At 70.5% G+C, this 20,567-nt stretch carries 14 protein-coding genes and 1 pseudogene; 10 read left to right on the forward strand and 5 right to left on the reverse strand.

Features of this window, described 5'->3' with window-relative positions; all coding sequences use genetic code 11:
* Positions 1–1,925 (reverse strand): annotated as a pseudogene (locus D7Y11_RS28095) (hypothetical protein); the annotation flags it as partial.
* Between the two features lie 89 nt (positions 1,926–2,014).
* On the opposite strand from D7Y11_RS28095, the gene D7Y11_RS28100 reads away from it, so the two are divergent.
* A complete protein-coding gene (locus tag D7Y11_RS28100) occupies positions 2,015–3,340 on the forward strand; it encodes a hypothetical protein (RefSeq protein ID WP_121755009.1) in 1,326 nt (441 codons plus the stop codon).
* Between the two features lie 103 nt (positions 3,341–3,443).
* Here the strand turns inward: D7Y11_RS28100 and D7Y11_RS28105 are convergent, their stop codons facing one another.
* Both D7Y11_RS28105 and D7Y11_RS28110 read right to left on the reverse strand, forming a co-directional pair.
* A complete protein-coding gene (locus D7Y11_RS28105; protein ID WP_121755010.1) occupies positions 3,444–4,316 on the reverse strand; it encodes a Rossmann-like and DUF2520 domain-containing protein in 873 nt (290 codons plus the stop codon).
* 2 nt (positions 4,317–4,318) lie between these two features.
* Positions 4,319–6,901 carry an AAA family ATPase gene (locus tag D7Y11_RS28110; RefSeq protein WP_126935241.1) on the reverse strand — a complete coding sequence of 861 codons (2,583 nt, stop codon included), beginning with the start codon at positions 6,899–6,901 and terminating at the stop codon, positions 4,319–4,321.
* A 216-nt stretch (positions 6,902–7,117) separates the two neighbouring features.
* Between D7Y11_RS28110 and D7Y11_RS28115 the strand changes: the two genes are divergently transcribed.
* The 8 genes from D7Y11_RS28115 to D7Y11_RS28150 all read left to right on the forward strand — a co-directional run bounded on the left by D7Y11_RS28115 (position 7,118) and on the right by D7Y11_RS28150 (position 15,929).
* A complete protein-coding gene (locus D7Y11_RS28115; protein ID WP_120579766.1) occupies positions 7,118–7,816 on the forward strand; it encodes a YIP1 family protein in 699 nt (232 codons plus the stop codon).
* Positions 7,813–9,138 (forward strand): TolC family protein, encoded by a 1,326-nt coding sequence (locus D7Y11_RS28120; protein WP_126935242.1) that lies wholly within the window; start codon positions 7,813–7,815, stop codon positions 9,136–9,138. Before D7Y11_RS28115 ends, D7Y11_RS28120 begins: the two co-directional genes overlap by 4 nt.
* Positions 9,135–10,388: an efflux RND transporter periplasmic adaptor subunit gene (locus D7Y11_RS28125; protein WP_120579768.1), complete on the forward strand. Its 1,254-nt coding sequence runs from the start codon at positions 9,135–9,137 to the stop codon at positions 10,386–10,388. Before D7Y11_RS28120 ends, D7Y11_RS28125 begins: the two co-directional genes overlap by 4 nt.
* On the forward strand, positions 10,385–11,140 hold the full coding sequence (locus D7Y11_RS28130) for an ABC transporter ATP-binding protein (protein ID WP_120579769.1): 756 nt from the start codon (positions 10,385–10,387) through the stop codon (positions 11,138–11,140). Before D7Y11_RS28125 ends, D7Y11_RS28130 begins: the two co-directional genes overlap by 4 nt.
* A complete protein-coding gene (locus D7Y11_RS28135) occupies positions 11,137–12,375 on the forward strand; it encodes an ABC transporter permease (RefSeq protein WP_120579770.1) in 1,239 nt (412 codons plus the stop codon). Before D7Y11_RS28130 ends, D7Y11_RS28135 begins: the two co-directional genes overlap by 4 nt.
* Positions 12,376–12,379: 4 nt before the next feature.
* Positions 12,380–13,609, forward strand: a complete 1,230-nt coding sequence (locus D7Y11_RS28140) for an ABC transporter permease (protein ID WP_120579771.1) — start codon at positions 12,380–12,382, stop codon at positions 13,607–13,609.
* A 9-nt stretch (positions 13,610–13,618) separates the two neighbouring features.
* On the forward strand, positions 13,619–15,274 hold the full coding sequence (locus tag D7Y11_RS28145; RefSeq protein ID WP_126935243.1) for a HEAT repeat domain-containing protein: 1,656 nt from the start codon (positions 13,619–13,621) through the stop codon (positions 15,272–15,274).
* Between the two features lie 76 nt (positions 15,275–15,350).
* Positions 15,351–15,929, forward strand: a complete 579-nt coding sequence (locus D7Y11_RS28150; RefSeq protein WP_126935244.1) for a GNAT family N-acetyltransferase — start codon at positions 15,351–15,353, stop codon at positions 15,927–15,929.
* 3 nt (positions 15,930–15,932) lie between these two features.
* Here D7Y11_RS28150 and D7Y11_RS43905 read toward each other — a convergent pair whose 3' ends face one another.
* Positions 15,933–17,567, reverse strand: a complete 1,635-nt coding sequence (locus tag D7Y11_RS43905) for a tetratricopeptide repeat protein (RefSeq protein ID WP_126935245.1) — start codon at positions 17,565–17,567, stop codon at positions 15,933–15,935.
* Positions 17,568–17,839: 272 nt separating this feature from the next.
* Positions 17,840–18,253, reverse strand: a complete 414-nt coding sequence (locus D7Y11_RS28160; protein ID WP_120579775.1) for a hypothetical protein — start codon at positions 18,251–18,253, stop codon at positions 17,840–17,842.
* Positions 18,254–18,647: 394 nt separating this feature from the next.
* On the opposite strand from D7Y11_RS28160, the gene D7Y11_RS28165 reads away from it, so the two are divergent.
* Positions 18,648–20,564: a thiamine pyrophosphate-binding protein gene (locus tag D7Y11_RS28165; RefSeq protein WP_126935246.1), complete on the forward strand. Its 1,917-nt coding sequence runs from the start codon at positions 18,648–18,650 to the stop codon at positions 20,562–20,564.
* Positions 20,565–20,567 lie beyond the last annotated feature (3 nt).

Raw genomic sequence — 20,567 nt, forward strand, 5'->3', positions numbered from 1 at the left:
GAAGAGGCCTGCGTGGGGGCATCCGCCGGGGGTGCGGGCTGGCCTGGGAAGGCGACGAAGCCCTCCTGTGCCTCCGTGCCTTGGGCGGTGGCCTCCGGCTCCGGTGCCGGTGCGGTCGCGATGCTCTCGGCCGGCGGCTCGGGCGTCGCGCTCAGCTCGGCCAGGGCTTTCGTGAGGGGCGCGCGGTCCACGGTGAAGTTGATGCCGTCGCGGTTGAGGAAGACCACGGCGTCCCCGCCCGCGGGTGCCGCGTCCATCACCAGGATTGGCGCGTCGGTGACTCGGGCAATGCGCCGGGTGGACACCGTCATCACGTGCGCCTGGAGCCGGCCTTCGTGCTCGCGCAGGAAGACGAGGTGATCGTCGTCCAACCACCGGGGCGAGTAGTTGAACAGCCCATCCCGCGTGAGCCAGCGCAGCGAACCGTCCGGCTCGCGCAGCACCAGGTCCCACCCCTCCACGCCGTACATGGGGAACACGTACCGTCCACCGTCCGGCGAGGTCACGGGCGTGCCTAGCGCCGTATGCGCCTTGAAGTCCGTCAGCCGCTCGCGCTGACCGCTCTCCAGATCCAACCGCACGAGGTTGGCCGCGTCGCCGTTCACCTCCACGAACACGTAGGACCGGTCATCCGCCGTCAGGTCGCCGCCCATGCCCACCAGGTCGTCCCACAGCCGCACCACGTCACCCGTGCGCGCGTCCACCCGCCACAGCTTCCCCGTGTAGCTGCCCACCGAGTCGATGTCCGCGCTGACCAGGTACAGCCACCGGCCGTCCCGGCTGAACGTCATGCCGCTGACCAGCGACGAGCTGGCCACCACCCAGCGGCGCCCCGGCAACAGCCGCACCAGCGCGCGGCTGAAGCGCTCGCGGCCGTCGCGCTCGTACACGGTGAGGTGCGTGATGGCTTCACGGCCCACGCTCACCAGCGCCGTGCTCCCGTCGACCGGGTTCGCGACGAGCCGCGAGAAGTAGCCCGCATCCCGCACGAGCACCTGCTGCGTGGCGGGGCGCTCGCGCAGCTGGAGGTCCTTCTGGAGGCTCTGCTCGTACTCGCTGAACAGCGACCCGATGTCCTTGCCGTAAACCCGCTTGAACCGCAGCGTCACCGCGAGGGGTGGGAACAGCGAGCTGCCCTGTTCGTCCACCAGCTTCCACAGACGCTTCTCGCCGTACGTCTTCGCCAGGTACTCCACGAAGTTCATACCGGTCAGGTAGTTGCCGCCGAACGGATCCAGCGCACGGTTCTCCGGTGACAGGTAGCCCGCGTTGAGCTCGCCCTTCTGGGCCACCACCGCGCCCTCCCACCAGCCGCGCCACACCGGGCTGTAGGGACGTCCCGTGTCCTTGCCCAGCCGACCCTCGTAGTAGGTCGCCAGGCCCTCCAGGAACCAGGACTCGGTGAAGATGTTGGGCTGGAAGAGGCCGCCCGTGACCTTGTTCAGGACGTTCCACAGCCCGCCCACCTGCTGCATCTGCACGTAGTGGACGGACTCGTGACAGGCCACGTCGCCGATGTCCGTCTCACCCAGACCCAGCAGGTTGAACTGCTCCAGCGTCATGTGCTGCGGCAGCACCATCTGCTGCGGCGTGCTGGCGAACTCCGACTGGACGTACGCGTTGTTGAAGTCCGCGCTCGTCAGGTAGACGAGCACCCGCTTGCGCTCGGTCTTGCTCCACGCGTCGCCGCGCAGCCGCTCCACGCAGCCTTCCATCCGGGCGGCTACCCGCAGCGCCGTCCCGCGCAGATGGACCGGGTAGTACAGCTCCATCGACCGCGTGGTCAGCTTGTGCATGTCGTCCCGGGCGAACGACGCCTGGACGTTCTGCGGGAAACGGGGTGCGACGAAAGCACACCCCGATGTCAGCAGCAGGAGACAAGCGAGGATGGCGGGCTGGCGGGCAGGCCCGCGAGAAGCTGACATGGCGGTGCATCCTACCGAGCACAAATCGTAGTCAGGAGCGCGTTTTTCACGATAAGGGAACGCGTCGCATTCCTCACAGGAACCTTCCCATGACCGAACCCGCCGAGCCCCAGGGGCTCCCTGTTCCGCAGCACGTCCACAATGCGCAGCTCCAGCTTTCCGCCGCGTTGGAGAAGGCCAGCGGCGCGCCGGTCGACCTGACGAAGGCTCCGTGGGCGGACGTGGAGACGTCGGTCATCCAGCTGCTGGGCGGCCGGTTCGACCCGAACAACCCGAACCACCAGGGCGCGGCGCTGGGCCTGGCGGGCGGCTTCGCGCTGCGCCTCATCTCCGAGCACCAGGCGTTCTGGTTCCCCAACCGGGACTCGCCGGAGGGCGCCTCGCTGGGCTTCCCCGAGGCCATCATCATGCTGTCCCCGTTCGGGGCGGTGATGGACGCGCTGGCGCAGGGCAAGTTGACGCGGCTGGACGACCTGGCCGCCGACATCCGCCGCTCGCTGGGGCAGGTGAAGTTCGGCACCAACCCGGCGCAGGCCCTGGGCGGCGGTCAGCCCCAGCGGCTGGGGCCCCAGGAGTACCAGCGCCTGTTCGACCCGGGCTTCCTCCAGTTCATCGTGGTGGATCCGGCCAAGGCGAAGCAGGCGCTGGAGGCGAAGACGGACGCGCTGGCGCGCGACGTGCGTGACGCGCTGGGCCGCACCCAGCCGCCGCTGCCGCCGGAGGCCCGCCAGCAGTTCGAGGGGCAGATCGTCACGTCGCTGCAGCGAATGGAGCAGGGCAAGACGCTGGCGGAGCAGGCCGAGCGCGCCCCGCGGCTCGCGGAGCTGCTGACGCACCTGGTGGCGACGGTGGGCGGCACGGGCTCCGCGCCCGAGGAGTTCTGGCACGACGTGGTGCTGCCGCTGCTGTTCATCGGCGCGCCCGCGAGCTTCCCGCCGCTGGATGACGACGAGCTGGAGGCGTTCAAGCAGGGCGCGGATCCGCTGGCGCTCTTCGTGGACGTGGTGCCGCACTCGCACCGCGCGCCGGACGAAGGCCTGCTGGGCGCGTTCGAGATGTCGGAGATCGGCCTGGTGCACCCGGCCTTCCAGAAGGTCGGCGCGCTGCGCCTCATCCGCATCAACCCGGACCGGCTGAAGCCGATGCTGGAGAAGTACGACCCGAACGCGACCATGGACGCGGTGCAGCGCTTCACGGCGCACGTGTCCCAGGCGGCGGGCAAGCCGGCCGCGGAGTCCCCGCAGGGCAAGGAGATGCTGCAGGCGGCGCTGACGCTGCTGGCGGACCTGAAGCGCTCCGTGTCGGTGGGCGGCGACGTCTGCCTGCGCCGCCTCACGGAGGCCGAGGCCGCTTCCGAGCAGGCGCTGGCCATCGTGCGCCGCGCGCTGCAGAGCCCGCGCATCATCCTCACCTAGTCTGGTGGGAAGGGCGCGCGTCCGGGGCAACCGGGACGCGCGCCGTTACGTCTTCGCGACCAGGGCTTCCAGCGCTGCGGGCTGGCGCGGAGCCGGAAACGCCTCACTTCTTCGCGAGCAGGGCTTCCAGAGCGGCACGGGGCCCCGGACGGAGCCGCTCCGAGGCCAGCCGCAGGGCCCGCCGCGAGAGCTGTGCGTAGAGCGGAGCGATGTCCGAGGGCAGCGCCGCGAGGTGCGCCGCGACGACGCCCGCGTCTCCTCGGACAATGGGGCCGGTGAGTCCACCCGAGAGGCCGCGCGCTTCGATGCCTCGCAGCGCCGAGCGCATCAGCGGCAGCAGGGCCTTCAAGGCCGCCTCGGGTTCGATGCCCGCGGCGCCCAGCGCGCCCACGGCCGCGTCCGCCAGGGCCACCAGTCCACCAGCGCTCAGCACCGCGCCCGCGTGGTAGGCGGCCCGGTGCGCCTCCGGCACGTCGAACATCGCGAAGCCCACGTCCTCCGCCATGCGCTGGAGCACGGCGCGCAGGGCAGGGGAGCGTGTGCTGATGGCGGCGGTGTGGCCCGCGAGCGAGTCCCTCGCGGAGGACACGGCGCAGAGTGGATGGAACGAACCCACCACGCGGCCCCGCTGCGTGCCCAGCGCGGAGAGGGGCAGGGCGCCCGCGGTGTGCACCAGCGCCACCGTGCGCGGCAGTTCGCGTGACAGGGCTTCGGACACCGACGGCACCGCCGCGTCCGGAACGCACAGCACGCAGACGCGCGCCTTCTTCAGGTCCGCTGGGGTCGCGGGCTTCAGGCCCAGGGCCCGCGTGCGCTCATGGCCTGCGTCGTCGCGCGAGTACACGCGCACGGGCCAGCGCTTCGCCTGCAGCGCCAACGCGAGTGCACCACCGAGCCGCCCCGCGCCGACGATGACCACGGGGACGCGCTTCGCCTTCGCCGCGCTGCTCCGCGTGCTCCGGCCTCGCCGCGCCACCGTCAGGCGGCGTCCCGGGCGAACTGGAGCTGACCGGCCTGGACGGCCACTCGCACGCGGTCGCCCGCGCCGAACTCGCCGGAGAGGATGCGCTCCGCCAGGGGGCCTTCCACCAGCCGCTGCACCACCTGGCGCATGGGCCGCGCGCCCAGCATCGGGTCGAAGCCGCCGGACTTGAGCAGGTGCCCCACCACGTCCGTGCCCGCCGTGTAGACGATGCCGCGCTCCGTCGCGAGCCGCTTGCTGCTCTCCGCCAGGATGAGCGTGGCGATCTTCGCCACCTCCTGCTCCGCCAGCGGACGGAACGGCAGCCGCTCGTCGATGCGGTTCCACAGCTCCGGCGGCAGCGCCTTGCGCGCCGTGTCCGACGCCATGTCCAGCGCCTTGCCCTCGGCCGCGTCCGCCGCGCCGAAGCCCACCGCGCGGCCCGTGCGGCTGAACGCCTCCGCGCCCAGGTTCGTGGTCATCACGATGACCGTGTTCGAGAAGTCGATGTGCCGGCCCTTGCCGTCCGTCAGCCGCCCCTCCTCCAACACCTGGAGCAGCAGCATCTGCACCTCGCGGTGCGCCTTCTCGATCTCGTCCAGCACCACCACCGACGACGGCCGGCGGCGCACCGGCTCCGTGAGCTGTCCGCCTTCACCGAAGCCCACGTAGCCCGCGGGTGAACCGATGAGGCGCGACACGCCGTGGGACTCGGACATCTCGCTCATGTCCAGACGCACCAGCGCGTCCCGGTTGCCGAACAGCACCTCCGCCAGCGCCCGCGCCATCTCCGTCTTGCCCACGCCCGTGGGGCCCAGGAAGAGGAAGCTGCCCATGGGACGGCGCGACGCGAAGCCCGCGTAGTTGCGGCGGATGACCCGCGAGATGCGCACCACCGCGTCGCCGTGGCCAATCACGCGCTCCGCCAGGTCGTTCTCCAGCCGGAGCAGCCGCGCGGAGTCGTTCATCAGCAGCCGCTCTTCCGGCACGCCCGCCAGCTTCGCCACCACGCGCGCCACGTCCGCGGCGTCCACCCGGTGCTTGCCCTCGCGGTGGCAGCGGCTGCCCGCCAGGTCCACCACGCTGATGGCCTTGTCCGGCATGAACCGGTCCGTCACGTAGCGGCTCGCCAGCGACGCGGCCGCCTCCAGCGCCTCCGGCAGGTATCGCAGCGCGTGGTGCTCCTCGTAGCGCCCGATGATGCCCTGGAGGATCTGCAACGTCTCCGGCACTGACGGCTCGTTCACCACCACCGGCGTGAAGCGCCGCTCCAGCGCCGGGTCCGCCGCGATGAACTTGCGGTACTCGTCGTGCGTCGTCGCCCCGATGCAGGGGAACTCGCCGCGAGCCATCGCCGTCTTCAGCTCGTTGGCCGCGTCCTGCGGGCCCTCGCCCGTGGAGCCCGCGCCCACCAGCGTGTGGATTTCGTCGATGAAGACCACCACGCGCCCCTCGGCCCGCCGCACTTCTTCCTTCAGTGCGTTGAGCTTCTCGGAGAACGAGCCGCGCAGCTGCGTGCCCGCCACCAGCGTGGCCATGTCCAACTCGACGAGGATCTTCTCCGCCAGCGTGCCGCGCAGGCCCATCAGGCGCTGCGCCACGCCCTCCACCACCGCCGTCTTGCCCACGCCGGGCTCGCCCAGCAGGCACGGGTTGTTGGTGCGGCGCTTGCCCAGGATGTCGATGACCTCCTCGACCTCCCTCGCGCGGCCCACCACCGGGTCCAGCTTCCCCTCGCGCGCGGCCTGGCTCAGGTTGCGGCCCATGGACGTGAGCATCGGGAACGCCTTGGCGTCCAGCGTCAGTGGCTGACCCTTGGCCTGGGACGGCGGAGGCGAGGACGGCTTGACCACGGGCGCGGGAGGCAGCGGGGCGGGCGGCGTCGCACGGGCGACCGGGGCCGGCGGCGCGGGAGGCGCCATGCGCGGCATCGGCGGAGGCGGGGCTTCCGAGACGGCGTCCTGCGTCACGTCGTCCTCGTCCACGTCGATGAGATCTCTCGGCGACAGCGCGGGCGTCGAGCGCGCGGCTGGCGGCGGAGTCGTCACCGGGGGCGTCATCACCGGAGCCGGCGCGGGGGCCGGACGCGGCACGCTCAGCGCGAACGTGGAGGAGGGAAGGGGAGACGGTGGCGCGCCCACCGGACGGCTCACCGGCGCGCGCGTGGCCACGGCCTGGCCATAGCCCGGCTGGAGCCGACGTGGCAGGCCGCCACTGGTGGAATAGGCGAGCGCCGTGTTGGACAGGGAGATGAGGTCCAACCCCGTCCGCCCCAGCAGGTCGCTCGCGGCGCAGCGCTTGCGGATGATGGCGATGAGCAGGTGCAGGCAGTCCGCCTCGCCCGCACGGAAGGTGCTGGCCAGCTCGCGGGCGCGCGCGGTCAACTCCTGCACCACGTTGCCCGTCTCCGCCGGGGCCTCCGTGATGAGTTGGAGGAGCGCGTCCTCGTCCACGCCCTTCTCCTTCAGGAGGAGCTGGGCACGGTTCTCCACCGTGAAGAGCGCCAGCAACACGTGGGCCGACGTGGGCTTCTGGGCGACGCTGCGGGCGATGTCATTCGCCTCATGGAGAACCTGGGCGAGATCCGTGCTGTCGACCATTCATGCTCCGGCAAGCGTCCAGCCGAGCGGAATACACCGTCCGCCGCTCCGCCGCAAAATTTAGGCTACAGACCGCTACAGGATGGATGCAAGGCAGGGTAAACCTTGGGCCGCGGCCGGATTTCGGTTGGCTGCCCGCCCGTTTCCCGACTCAATTCAAGGGACCGGGCAATCACTCCGGGAGGGCTGCGTAATCCGCCCAGAGACCCCATCCCTATGACCTCCCTTGCTCAACCGGCGCGCGTCTTCGTGGACCCTCTTGGGGGGATGCGCGCCGCCGTCGAGGCCCGGCGTTGGCTGTGGCCCCTCCTCATCCTCGCCTTCTGCGTCGCAATCTCCGGCACCGTCTACGCGCTGCGCTGGGACGCCACCGCCTCCATCGTGAGCGCCCTGCCCACGGACTCGACCGCGTCCAGCGTGTCCGAGTCCGACATCGCCGAGCAGATTCAGACCGCGTCGCGCAAGGCGCTGGTGGGCGGCATCGCCAAGGGGCTCATCGTGATGCCCCTGATGGTGCTGGCGCTCGCGTGCATCCTCTGGGTCGCGGCCTGGCTCTTCAACAAGCCCGCGGCCTTCGGGCAGCTGATGACGGCCGCCGCGGTGGCGCTGCTGCCCATCGCGCTGTACCACCTCATCTACGCGCTGTGCGCGGGCTACCAGCACTCGCTCACCGACCTGCGCGCGGAGCGGCTCGTGCCCTCCAGTCTGGCCCTGCTGGACGGCCTGACGCCGAAGATGCAGCGCGTGCTCAAGGGCGTGGACTTCTTCAACCTGTGGAGCGTGGGCCTGCTGGGAGTGGGCTTCTCCACCGCCACCGGCATGCGCCTCGGGCGCGCGCTGGTGCTCATCGGGGTGATGTACCTCATGTACGTGGGTGTCTTCTTCATTGGCCTGCCGGCGGGAGGTGCGCAGTGAGCGCCTTCCTCGTTGTCGCGACGCTGCTCACCGCCACGCCCATCACGCTGGAGGAGACGCGCCAACTGGGCCGCAAGAACACCCAGGCGCTCCAGGCCGCGTTGGACGTCGCCGTGGCCCAGGAGGACCAGCGCGTGGCGCGCTCCGGCCTCCTGCCGCAGGTGCAGCTCAACCTGGGCCCCAGCCTGGACTACGTGGGCCGGCGACGGCAGGTCTTCACCGTCCCCATCAGTGAGACGGAGACCGTCACGCGGGAGGTGGTGGCCACCTCCAACACGGCGGACAGCTACTTCGCGTCCCTCGGCGTGTCGCAGGTCATCTACAACCGCGGCCTCTGGAAGCAACTGGAGCAGGCGGGCGTCATCGTGGACGCCACGCGCAACCAGTCCATTGAAGAGTCGGACACCTCCGAGCTGGAGGCCATCCGCCGCTTCTTCAACCTCTTCCTGTCGCAGGCCACGCTGGGCGTGCTCAACGCCACGGCGCAGCGCAGCGAGGTGCAGCTGGAGCGCGCGCGCGCCCTCTTCACCGCGGGCCGCGTGGGCAAGTCCGAGGAGATCGCCGCCCAGGTCAACCTGGGCAACGACCGCATCAACATCGTGCAGCGCCAGAACCAGCTGGTGGCGGACCAGGTGCAGCTGGCCGTGTGGCTGGCGCGCCCCGGCACCGAGCTGCTCCAGGCGGTGGACCCCGGCGTGTTCCAGCAGGAGCCCGCGCCGGCGCCTCCCCTGGATGACGCCATCAAGCAGGCCCGCGAGCACCGCGCCCTGCTCAAGGCGCTCCAGCAGCGCGTGCAGGTGGCGGAGCTCCAGCGGGCCATCGTGCAGGGGGACTACATCCCCCGCGTGGGCCTGTCCGCGCGGTACTCGCACAACAGCCAGGCCCCGGGCTCGTTCTTCAGCGAGCCCGGCTACGGCAACATGTTCAACGGCGGCGTCACGCTGACGTGGGACCTGTTCAACGGCTTCAATACCGACGCCCAGTCCGCGCGCGCCCAGGTCAACATCCGCAAGGCGGAGCTGACGTTCGCGCAGACGGCGCGGGAGCTGGAGGCGGAGGTGCGCCGCTCCCACCAGGTGCTGGAAGGACAGATTGCCTCCGCGAAGCTCGCGGCGGACAACCTGACGGTCGCCCAGCAGGGCCTGGCACTGGCGGAGGAGCGCTTCCGCGCGGGCGCCGGCTCCACGCTGGACGTGCGAGACGCGCAGCTCAAGTTGACCCAGGCGGAGCTGGTGTTGCTCCAGAGCCGCATCGATGTCGAAATCGCCCGCTATGCCCTGTTCCGGGCCATGGGCACGCTGAACCCGGGAGACTCACAATGACGTGGTGGAAGGCGGCAATCGCCGGCGCGCTGTTGCTTGGAGCGGTGGCCATCACCGTGGGCGGCCTGCGGGACCGGCCGCCCCCGACGCAGGAAGTCCAGATGGCCAAGGCCCGCAAGGGCACCATCACCCGCACCATCACCGGCGCGGGCAAGGTGCAGGCGGCCACCACGGTGAAGATCTCCTCCAACCTGTCCGGCGACCTCGTCGCCCTCAAGGTGAAGGACGGTGACCCCATCACCAAGGGGCAGGTGCTGGGGCAGATCGACAAGCGCTACTACGAGGCGGCCGTGAAGCAGGCCACCGCGTCCCGCGACGCCGCCCGCTCCGAGGTCCAGGTGTCGGAGGTGGACACCTCGCGCCAGCGCGCGGAGCTGGGCCGCGTGAAGGGGCTCGCGGAGAAGGGGCTCGCGTCCGCCGCGGAGGTGGAGCAGGCCCAGGCCGTGGCGGACACCGCCGCGGCGCGCCTCGCGGCCGCCAAGCAGCGCGTGGCCCAGAGCAGCGCCGTGCTGGAGCAGGCCTCCACGGACCTGGCGCGCACCACGCTCCTGTCCCCCATCGACGGCAACGTGATTGAGCTGACGCGTGAAGTGGGCGAGCGCGTGCGCGGCTCCGACTTCTCCGAGGACGTGGTGATGACCATCGCCGCGCTCAACCAGATGGAGGTGAAGTTCGAGGTGGGTGAGCACGAGGTCGTCCACCTGAAGTACGGCCAGCCCGCGGAGGTGACGCTGGACGCGCTGGAGGGCCAGTCCTTCACCGGCACCGTGGTGGAGATCGCCCAGAAGGCCACCATCAAGAACCCGGGCACGGAGGCCGAAGTGACGAGCTTCCCCATCACCGTCGCCCTGGACGCGCGTCCGCCGGGCGTGCTCCCCGGCATGAGCGCCGAGGCGCGCATCAGCGCGGAGACGCACAACGACGCGGTGCTGGTGCCCATCCAGGCCGTCACGGTGCGCGCGGAGCGCTCGCTGCCGGACTACCAGGCGCCGGTGGAGGGCACGTCCCTCACCGCCAAGCGCCGCACGGAGTCGCTGGCCAAGGTCGTGTTCGTGGTGGACAACGACAACAAGGCGCAGGTGCGCCGCGTGCGCACCGGCATCGCCTCCGACACGGAGCTGGAGGTGCTGGAGGGCCTGCAGGTCGGGGACCGCGTGGTGGAAGGCCCCTACCGCACGCTGTCCAAGGAGCTGTCCCACGGGGACGCGGTGCGCGAGCCGGAGAAGGCCGCGGCGAAGGGCAAGTCGTGACGTCGGCCCCTGCACCGGACGCGGGCCCCCTCATCCAGGTGGAGGGGCTCACGCGGGCCTTCTTCGTGGGCGGTGAAGAGGTGCGCGCGCTGCGCGGCGTGTCCTTTGGCATCCAGCGGGGGGAGTGGGTGGCCATCATCGGCCAGTCCGGATCCGGCAAGAGCACGCTCATGAACGTGCTGGGCTGCCTGGATACGCCCACGAGCGGCCGCTACATGCTCAACGGCAAGGACGTGTCGAGCATGGACGACGACGACCTGGCCGTCATCCGCAACGTGGAGATCGGCTTCATCTTCCAGACGTTCCAGCTGCTGCCCCGGGAGACGGCGCTCGCCAACGTGGAGCTGCCGCTGGTGTACCGGGGCATGGGCGCGAAGGAGCGGCGCGAGCGGGCGAAGGCGGCGCTGGACAAGGTGCAGCTCACGCACCGCATGCACCACCGGCCCAACGAGCTGTCGGGCGGTCAGCGCCAGCGCGTGGCCATCGCGCGGGCGCTGGTGTCGGAGCCGTCCATGCTCCTGGCGGACGAGCCCACGGGCAACCTGGACTCGGCCACCGGCGAGGAGATCGTCAAGCTCTTCGAGCAGCTGCACCGCGCGGGGCACACGCTGGTGCTCGTCACGCACGAGCCCAAGCTGGCCGCGCGCTGTCCCCGGGCCATCCGGTTGAGCGACGGGGAGATCGTCGCGGACGGGCCGGGGCCGGAGGTGGCGCTGGGTGTGCACGCGGCACCCCAGGCGGGCACCGCGTGAGCTTCCGGAAGGGCTTCCGCGTGGACGTGCTGGAGGGGGCCCGCATCGCGGTGTTCTCCCTCCGGGCGAACCGGATGCGCACGGTGCTCACGACCTTGGGCATCGGCATTGGCGTGGCGACGCTCCTGGCCATTGTCGGCATCATCCAGGGGCTCAACGCGTCGTTCGACAAGCAGCTGGCCACGCTGGGCGCGAACACGATCTTCATCTCCAAGTACCCCTGGATGGTGAAGGGCAACTGGTGGCTCTACCGCAACCGGAAGAACTTCACGCTGGAGCAGGTGGCGCAGCTGCGCGCCCAGGCGGACTTCATCACCGCCATCTCCCCGGCGGTGCTGCGCACGTCCGACGTGTCGCACGGCGCCCTCCAGGTCTCCAACGTGCGCATCAACGGCGTGTGGAGCGACTACCTGGCCATCGGCAACTACGAGGTGGTGTCCGGACGCTTCCTCACCCGCGCGGACGAAGAGGTGAACCGGGCGGTGACGGTGCTGGGCGCGGACGTGGCCGCCTCGCTCTTTCCCAGCATCAGCCCGCTGGGGCAGACCGTCCGCATCGACGGGCGGCCCTTCCAGGTGGTGGGCACGCTGGGGCGCAAGGGGAAGGTCGTGGCGGAGAACATGGACATGTCCGTGTTCATGCCGTTCAAGACCTTCAACTCCAACTTCGGCAAGGGGCGGCCCATGCAGATCGCCATCGCCGTGGCGGACGCGGGGCAGATGGCGAAGGTGGAGGACCAGCTGGTGGGCATCATGCGGCGCGTGCGCGCGACGCCGCCGGGCCAGCCGGATGACTTCAACGTCAACCGGACGGACTCGCTCGCGGCGACCTACGAGCAGCTCACCGGCGCGCTCTACGCGGTGGCCACGGGCGTGGGACTGATCACCCTGTTGGTGGGCGGCATCGGCATCATGAACATCATGCTGGTGTCGGTGCGTGAGCGGACGCGGGAGATTGGGGTCCGCAGGGCGCTGGGCGCGCGCCAGCGCACCATCGTGCTCCAGTTCCTGATGGAGGCCTCCAGCGTGTCCGCGGTGGGGGGCTTGTTGGGGACGACGGTGGGGCTGGGCACGGCGAAGATCGTGTCACTGGTGACGCCGCTGGCGGCGGACGTGCGCCCGGGTACGGTGGTGGGCGGGGTGGCGTTCGCGGCGCTGGTGGGCCTGCTGTTCGGCATCTGGCCGGCCGCGCGTGCGGCCCGGCTGGACCCGGTGGAAGCGCTCCGCTACGAATAGGGCAATGCGGGCCTTCCTGGACAACTTGCGGCTGGCGCTCGGCACCTTCCTGGGCAACCCGCTGCGCTCGCTCCTGACGCTGGTGGGCATCGTCATCGGCGTGGCCACCGTCATCACGATGATGGCCCTCATCGAGGGCCTCCGCGAACAGGTGAACAAGAACCTGGGCAGCCTGGGCGCGCACACCTTCGAGGTGACGAAGTGGCCCACCGGCTTCGGCCGCATCAACTGGGCGAAGTACGCCAAGCGCAAGGACCTGCTCGGCGACGACGTGCGCGCCATCATGGAGTCGTGTCCCTCCGTGAGCGCGGCCACGCCCCTGGCCCAGGAGTGGGGCAAGAAGCTGACCACGGCGTTCCGGGAGACGCCTCCTTCGGTGAGCATCCTGGGCACGGAGCCCACGTACCTGGAGACGAGCGGCGTCGTCGTGGCGACCGGCCGCTTCTTCAACGAGACGGAGACGCTGGACGGCCGCCCGGTGATGGTCATTGGCGTGGACCTGGCGGACACGCTCTTCCCGGGCATGAACCCGGTGGGCTCCGAGGTGCGGCTGCAGGGCCGGCCGTTCCAGGTGATTGGCGTGCTGCAGAAGCGCGGCAGCGTCATGGGGATGGCCAGCCAGGACAACCAGGCCATCCTGCCCATGCGCGCCTTCCAGCAGTTCTACGGCAAGAACCGCTCGGTGGAGATCGACATCCAGGCGCGCGACGGGGCGTCGTTCCAGAAGGCGCAGGATGAAGTGGTGAACCTGATGCGCCGCCGCCGGGGCCTCACGCCGCAGGAGCCGAACGACTTCGAGCTGCACACCAACGAGTCCATGACGGCGTCCTTCAACGAGCTGTCCCAGGTCATCGCGCTCGCGGGCGTGGGCGTGTGCCTGCTGTCGCTGGTGGTGGGCGGCATCGGCATCCTGAACATCATGCTGATGTCGGTGACGGAGCGGACGCGGGAGATTGGCATCCGCAAGGCGCTGGGCGCGCGCCGTCGCCGCATCCTGGGTCAGTTCGCCACGGAGGCGGTGATGCTGTCGCTCGTGGGCGGGGTGCTGGGGTTGGGGCTGGGCTTCGGGTTCGTCTTCCTGGGCAAGTGGGTGCTGCTGTTCCCCATGAGCGTGCCGGCGTGGGCCGTGGCGCTGTCGCTGGGGATGAGCTGCGGCGTGGGGCTTCTCTTCGGCATCTACCCCGCGTCGCGCGCGGCGCGGCTGGATCCGGTGGAGGCGATGCGCGCGGAGTAGGGAGCCGGGATGGGTGACGCACTGGCGGAGGCGCGGCGGCGGGCCTCCGGAGACGACCTCGCCTCGCTGCGCAGGCTGGACGCGCTGATGGTGCGCTCGGGCTTCCGGCACGCTGACCGCACGCCCCGGGAGTGGGTTGCGGAGCTGGTGGCGCAGGGGAGCTTGCGGAGGGGAGACACGTACGACGCGCACGAAGCGCTGCGGGCCATCGGCCTGGGGGCGGTGCCCGCGCTGCTGGAGGTGCTGGCGAAGCCCCAACTGGCGGAGAAGGAGTCCGCGGACGCGAACATCCGCTTGAACGTGCTCGAGGCGTTGATGGCGCCGAGCCCACCGCCCCGGTGCGCGGTGCCCGCCGTGATGGGGCTCTTGTCCCGGCCGAGCGCTCGGGTCCAGCGCCAGGCGATGCGGGCCCTGGTGTACCTGCGTCCCCAGCCCACCCGGCTCGCGGTGAAGCTGTTGCTGGAGGCCTGCCAGGACAAGACGCAGTGGCAGGCGCGAGCGACGGCGCTGGACGCGCTCGCGACGCTGGACGGTCCCGTCCCGGACGACGTGCTGCACGAAGCCCTGAAGAGGCTGTCGGACGAGAGTCCCTATGTCCGCCGCTCCGCGCTGCGCCTGCTGGGCCGGTGCACCCCGCCTTCCGAGGCGGTTCTTCACGCGCTGGAGGAGCAGGTGGTGCTGGACGACGAGAGCCGCGTCGTCGCCCTCCAGGTGTTGTCCTGGCTGTCGCCCTCGCGTGCGCTGCCGCTGTTGGACAAGACGGCGCGGGGACTGGTGGGCCTGCTTCCGAATGACCGGGACGGGGTGCGGCAGGGGCTCTTCGCGCTCCATCTGCTCGCGGGGATGGGGGCGCAGGCCCGGCCGGCGGTGGGCCTGCTGCGGCGCGTGGTGACGCATGCCGTGAAGCGGGGACATGGAGATCCCTTTACCTGGCGCATGCGCGTGCACGCCGAGTCGGTGGCGGACGCCATCGTCCGGAGTGTCCCGTTGCCCGTGGAGGCGCGGACCGCGGGGCCGGGCTCGCCGCGACTGGCCCTGGCGCTCGCGGGGCCGGGGCCGCTGCCGGTGGACGCGGAGCATCCGGACTCCGCCCGACTGCAGGCCTGGGTGGATTCGCTGGGGCCGCTGAGCCAGGAAGAGGAGGTCCGGCTGTGCGTGGCGGTGGCGCGCGTCGCGGCGCGTGTCTGGGACAGGCACGGGCCGGAGAATGACGGCGCCCAGTCGGCCCTCCTCGCGCTGGAGGAGTGGGTCCTCGCGCCGGATGAGGCGCATCAGCGCCAGGCTATGGAGATCGGCTTGTTCGTCCCCAGCCAGCTCCTGGCGTCGGAGTTGTTCAACGCGGCGTGGTGCCTCCATTACGCGACGCTGATGGTGGCGGACGCCGAAAAGCGGCACGTGGGCTTTACCGGCCTCACGCCCAGGGAACCCGAGCACCTGTTGGCGACATGCGCTTTCGCCGCGTACCGGGCGCTGAGGAGCGGCGCCTGCATGACCGTGGACGAGGGGTGGAGGGACTCCACCCTCACCAGGATGCGCACGTCCGACGAGGCGCTGGCCTTCCTCCACCGGGCGATGGTGGACGAGGTGCTGCCGTGGGCGCGGGGGGACTGGGATCCGATTCGCGACGTCCTGCGCGAGCGGCGCCGGCTGCTGACGGAAGAGTGAACACGCCAGCGTCATGGCGGTGATGGCGCTCACCCGGTAGGGTGTTCATGTCCCTACCGCAGGGGGCCTGCACCGCATGTCCATGTCCTACGCCACGCTTCCGCTGCCCGTCGTCCCCTCTCCGTTCCGGCTTCGCGTCTTCACGCCCGAGGACATGGACGGCGTCATCGCGCTGTACTCGCATCCGGAGGTGGCACGGAGCCTCAACTTCACGGTGCCCGTGCCGCGCGAGACGCTGCACCAGAAGCTGACCGGCGATCTGGAGGCGATGCGCCAGGGCAAGGGCATCCGGTGGGTGTTGTCGAAGGAAGACGACCCGACGCCCGTGGGCTACATGACGCTCTTCAACTGGAGCCAGAAGGATCGCCGCGCGGAGGTGGGCTACATGGTGGGGCGCACACTGTGGGGCCAGGGCGTGATGTCGAGCATCCTGCCCGCGCTGATCCGCTTCGGCTTCGAGCACCTGAACCTGCACCGCATCGAGGGCATGGTGAACACCCGTAACAGCGCGTCGAGCAAGGCGCTGACGCGCGTGGGCTTCCAGCAGGAAGGCGTGATGCGCGGCTACCAGGTCGATGGGAACGGGGGCGGGTTCAACGACATCATCCTGCTCGCGCTGCTCGAGGACGCCTGGCGCGCGTCCGTCGCGACGTAGGCCTCACGGCAGGTCGCGCGCGAACTGTTCGCGGTAGCGGGCCTGGAGCGTCTTCAACTGGCGGGTGCCCCGGTATTCGCGCGCGAGCAGGTGCCACGCCTCCGTGCGTGAAGGCTCCAGGGCGATGACCCGCTCCAGGTGCTTGCGTGCACGCGCATGCGCCCGGGTGTTCGTCGCCAGCACGCCGAGCAGCAGGTGCGCCTGCACCGCATCCTCCCGGAACGCGAGTACCCGCTCACAGGCGGTGCGCGCAGGGCCCAGGCGCCCCTGGAGCAGGTGCAGTTCGCATTGCAGGAGCGTGACGGAAGGGCTCGCCGGATACGCCCGAGCCAGCGCGGCGATGCGCTCACGCGCGGACTTCGAGGAGCCGGCGTGCAGCAGCGCCTCCACGTCGGACACCGCGCGCACCAGGGCTCCCTCTCGCGAGGGATCGACGATAGCGGTGCTCTCATCAGACCGGGCCGGCAGCGCCACCTGTCTTCGGAGGCGGGCCGCCTGTTCCAGTACGGCCGCGGAAGCCGCCAGTCCTTGAGCTCGGGCCGCGGTCTCCTCCGCCCACGTCACGCAGTGGGCACGCAGGAAGAGGCCCGCCAGGTCCGCCCACTGCGCGGGCTCCACGTCCGCACGGGCCTCCAGGTTCGTTCTCGCAACCACCAGACTGTCCCGGGCCTCGTCGAAGCGGCCCGCGTGCAGGTGGAGCAGCGCGACGTTCATGCGCAGGGAGGGCTCGCGGGGAAACCTCGCGATGGCCCGCTCACAGCGCTCACGCGTGGCGTCCAGCCCCGGCGTGAGGTGCACGGCGAGGTAGCACGCCAACAACTGCACGCGCTCATTCTGGGGATGCCGCACGGCCAGCGGCTCCAGGGCCTCCGCGGCCACCTCCGGCCGGCCCGCCTTCTCCAGGGCGATGACCTCCGCCAGCCGCTGCCGCTCCAGCGGTGTCAGCGAACGGGGCGTGCCCTCCGGTCCCAGCACGACGCTGGAGGCGCGCACGCGCTCCGTCCATTCAAGAAGGAAGTCCCGCTCCGGCCCTTCCCACGCCGGGCCCGTCATCGCCTCCACCGTTACGCGCAGCTCACGGGCCCAGGCCTTCTGCGCCTCCAGCTCCACGCGCGCAACAGGCAGGTGCCGGAGCCCCGCGCCCAGCAGCGCGAGCGTCCGCGCATCGAATGCTGTCTGGCCCGCGTCGTACTTCGGCGACATCCATCCTCGTCCGTCGCGCACGTGCGGCGCGCCCAGGGTATGCGCCCACTCGTGCAGCAGGACCGCCACCTCCAGCCGCTGCCGCGCCTCCACTGGCAGCTCTCCGCTTAGTCCGCGCAACACGCAGTGCCGCCCCAGCACGCGCGCGAAGCCCAGCTCGTGCTGCGCGCCGCTGAACGACACCGGCGCCGCCACCAGACCCACGACGAGGTCCACGTCCTCGCCCGCGTCCACTTCCTCCAGTGCGTCCAGCACCGGCTCCAGTGGACCGTCCGATCCGCGCCGATCCCATGCACGCGCGGACTCCAACTCGAACGTGATGCCCAGGGGGCCGCGCACCGATTCGCTCGCGCGCTGGAGCCATCCGGCGACGCCTCGCTCCCAATGGAGCCCCCGCGCACGGTGGTCCACGTCCGCGTACACGCGGACCCGCAACACCTTCGCCGTAGGGGCAGGGGAGGAAACCGCTGACAGGGATGTCCTCGCTCGCGCGGTGTCACGCGACTGTGACGGAGCGGCGCAGCGCAGCCCCAGGAATCCGGCGAGGAGGAACAGGACCGCCCTGAACCAGCCTGGCGTCCGCGGGGACCCGGGAATCACGAACAGGACCTGGCAGGTAGAGGGAGAACAGTGCCCGCGAACGGGCGGGGGAGGCGGTGGGCCTCTACCGGAAGGAGGCTTCCACCGCCGTCACCCGGGGAACGACGTCAGGCCGCCGCGTCCTCTTCCTTCGAAGGCTCCGTGGCGTTCGTGATCCAGTCGATCGCCTTGTGCTCCCAATCGGAGTCCTTCGACGCGTCGATGTAGCGCTCCCACTCGTACACGCCGCTCTGCTTGGCCATGCGCACCATCATCAGGCGGGCCACGGTGCTGTCGAGCACCACCGCCGAGCGCACCATGCCGTTCTGCCGGAGCCAGCCCATCGCCTGCTTGATGATCTCCTGGGTCTCCGGCGGGTTCGCCTTCTGGCCGCGGATGTCCACCATCAGTCCGAAGGGCCGCCCACGCTTGATCGCCACCTTGGCGCGAAGGTCCTCGAACCAGACCTTGGCCTCGGCGGGGGTGATGTAGCCCGGCGCATTGAGCCGGAAGCCGTACTCAGTCCTCAGATTCTCAGCCATGAAACCCCCACGTTGTTTTTGTGGTGCACGCGCCATTCCCGTGCGACTCCGGCTGGATGGCAGCGCACCCACGAGCCTACTCCAGTCGGCACGTGTGTGGATCCACTCCTGCCGCGCCTGCGTACGCGCGCGAGCCACGTCCTCCCCGTGAAGATGGAGACGTCCCCGGGTAAACGTGGTACTCGTCACGAAGTTTGAGAATCCAGCGTCAGGCGAACTTTCCGCTAATTTTACTTCACACTCGCTCGCTTCTCGGCTATTAAGGGGATGCAGTTTTTCAGCATCCCCGCAACACTGTCACACGCATCGAGGTCCCCCCGGACTCGGTGGCAGCGAATCGACGCAGCATCCGCGTCGAACCTCACGGGTTCCGGGGCCTTGGAGACGTCCTTCAATGTCCAACTCCTCGCTCGCTGAGCTCCAGGCCGTTACGTCGAACACCCTGCGGAACGAGGTGCCCGTCGAGGCACTCCGGCACGAGACGCCGACCCAGGGGAAGACGAACGTGCTGGAGGCTCGTCACGGCGATCCGATCCCGATGTACGGGGACGTGAATGCGCGGGGCTTCAAGACGGTGGAGGACCTCTCGGTCGCCGACTGCGTGATCGCGCACCTGGAGGCGGAGGAGGTGGACGCGGTGTTCGGCGTCCCGGGCGGCAACATCGCCCCGTTCCAGCAGGCGCTGCGCAAGCACAAGTCCATGCGCTTCATCATCGCGTCCCACGAGGGTGGCGCGGCGTTCATGGCGGACGGCTACGCGCGCGCCACCGGCAAGCTGGGCGTGTGCATGGTGACGGCGGGCCCGGGTGCCACCAACGCGCTGACGGGCGTGGCCTCCGCGCACCTGGACGGCGTGCCCATGCTGGCCATCAGCGGCAACATCGCCACGGACCGCGTGGGCCTGATGGCCATCCAGGAGAGCAGCAGCACCCACGGCGTGAACACGGTGGAGATGTTCCGCCAGGCGTGCGCCAGCTCCTCCATCGTTCCGGACGCGCAGAGCTTCCAGCGGCTGCTGGCGCGTTCGCTGCGCACCGCGCAGGGCCTGCCCGGCGGCGCCGCGCACCTGAGCGTGCCCGCGAACATCGCGCGTCAGCCCATCCACCGCGCCTCCGTTCCCACCACGCGCGGCGCCTTCCGCGCGCGTCCGGCGACCGCCCCCTTCGAGGACCTGCGCGCCGCCTTCACGCTGCTGCGCACCGCGCGCCGCCCGCTCATCTTCCTGGGCGCGGGCGCTCGCGAGGCGATGGCGGAGCACGCCGAGACGTTCACCGCGTTCGTCACCCAGCACGGCATCCCGGTGGCCACCAGCATGCGCGGCAAGGGGCTGTTCTCCGAGCGCGAGGCGCTGTCCCTGGGCGTGCTGGGTCTGGCCGGCAGCAAGCGCGCCGAGGCGTACCTGCGCGACGGCGTGGACGTGATGCTCGTCCTGGGCAGCCGCCTGGGTGAGTGGGCCTCCCGCAGCTTCCACCGCTACTTCCAGGCCATCCACCACGTCATCCAGGTGGACGTGAACGCCTCCAACATCGGCCAGTTCCTGCCGGTGCGGCTGCCCATCGTGGCGGACGTGGGCTCGGTGATGACGGGCCTGGCGGAGCTGGGGCAGATGATTGGCCCGTCCAGCGGCGCGCGCGTGCAGGAGCGCTGGGCGCAGGTGATGGCGCTGACGGAGCCCGCGCCCGTCATCCGCACCCCGCAGGACCGGGACTCGGTGAAGCCGCAGGACCTGATGGCGGAGCTCGACAAGCACCTGAGCCCGGACATGGACCTGTACATCGACATGGGCAACTGCACGGGTTGGACGTCGCACCTGCTGCACATCACGCCCCCCGCGCGCATCTTCTACCCGTGCGGCCTGTCGTCCATGGGCTGGTCCTGCGGCGCCGTCATCGGCGGCAAGGTGGGCCGGCCGGACCGCGCGGCGGTGGCCATCGTCGGCGACGGCGCGTTCCTGATGAACGGCACGGAGATGATCACCGCGTCGCGCTACCGCGTGGGGACGGTGACCATCGTCCTCAACGACAACTTCCTGGGCATGGTGAACCACGGCGAGCACGTGCAGGACCGCACGCAGCCGTTGGAGGATGACTTCTACAGCCTGGGCAACCCGGACCTGAAGGCCTTCTCCGAGTCGCTGGGCGCGCGCGCCTACACGGTGAACGGCCCCGGCCAACTGGACGCGCTGCTGCCGGAAGTGCTGCGCCGCGCGGATGAGACGGGCCAGCCGCAGGTCATCGTCGCCCACATCGACTACCGCGAGGTCCCGCCGTACGGCGACCGCTTCGCCGCGGTGGCGTCGGACGCGAAGTAGCCT

It is taken from the genome of Corallococcus sp. AB018 (genome assembly GCF_003986945.1).
GTDB lineage: Bacteria > Myxococcota > Myxococcia > Myxococcales > Myxococcaceae > Corallococcus > Corallococcus exiguus.

Excerpts from the sequence above, each read along its gene's own strand:
- D7Y11_RS28140 (WP_120579771.1), top strand. The coding sequence starts at position 12,380 with ATGCGGGCCTTCCTGGACAACTTGCGGCTGGCGCTCGGCACCTTCCTG.
- D7Y11_RS28145 (WP_126935243.1), top strand. The coding sequence starts at position 13,619 with ATGGGTGACGCACTGGCGGAGGCGCGGCGGCGGGCCTCCGGAGACGAC.
- D7Y11_RS28125 (WP_120579768.1), top strand. The coding sequence starts at position 9,135 with ATGACGTGGTGGAAGGCGGCAATCGCCGGCGCGCTGTTGCTTGGAGCG.
- D7Y11_RS28165 (WP_126935246.1), top strand. The coding sequence starts at position 18,648 with ATGTCCAACTCCTCGCTCGCTGAGCTCCAGGCCGTTACGTCGAACACC.
- D7Y11_RS28115 (WP_120579766.1), top strand. The coding sequence starts at position 7,118 with ATGACCTCCCTTGCTCAACCGGCGCGCGTCTTCGTGGACCCTCTTGGG.
- D7Y11_RS28150 (WP_126935244.1), top strand. The coding sequence starts at position 15,351 with ATGTCCATGTCCTACGCCACGCTTCCGCTGCCCGTCGTCCCCTCTCCG.
- D7Y11_RS28160 (WP_120579775.1), bottom strand. The coding sequence starts at position 18,253 with ATGGCTGAGAATCTGAGGACTGAGTACGGCTTCCGGCTCAATGCGCCG.
- D7Y11_RS28110 (WP_126935241.1), bottom strand. The coding sequence starts at position 6,901 with ATGGTCGACAGCACGGATCTCGCCCAGGTTCTCCATGAGGCGAATGAC.
- D7Y11_RS28100 (WP_121755009.1), top strand. The coding sequence starts at position 2,015 with ATGACCGAACCCGCCGAGCCCCAGGGGCTCCCTGTTCCGCAGCACGTC.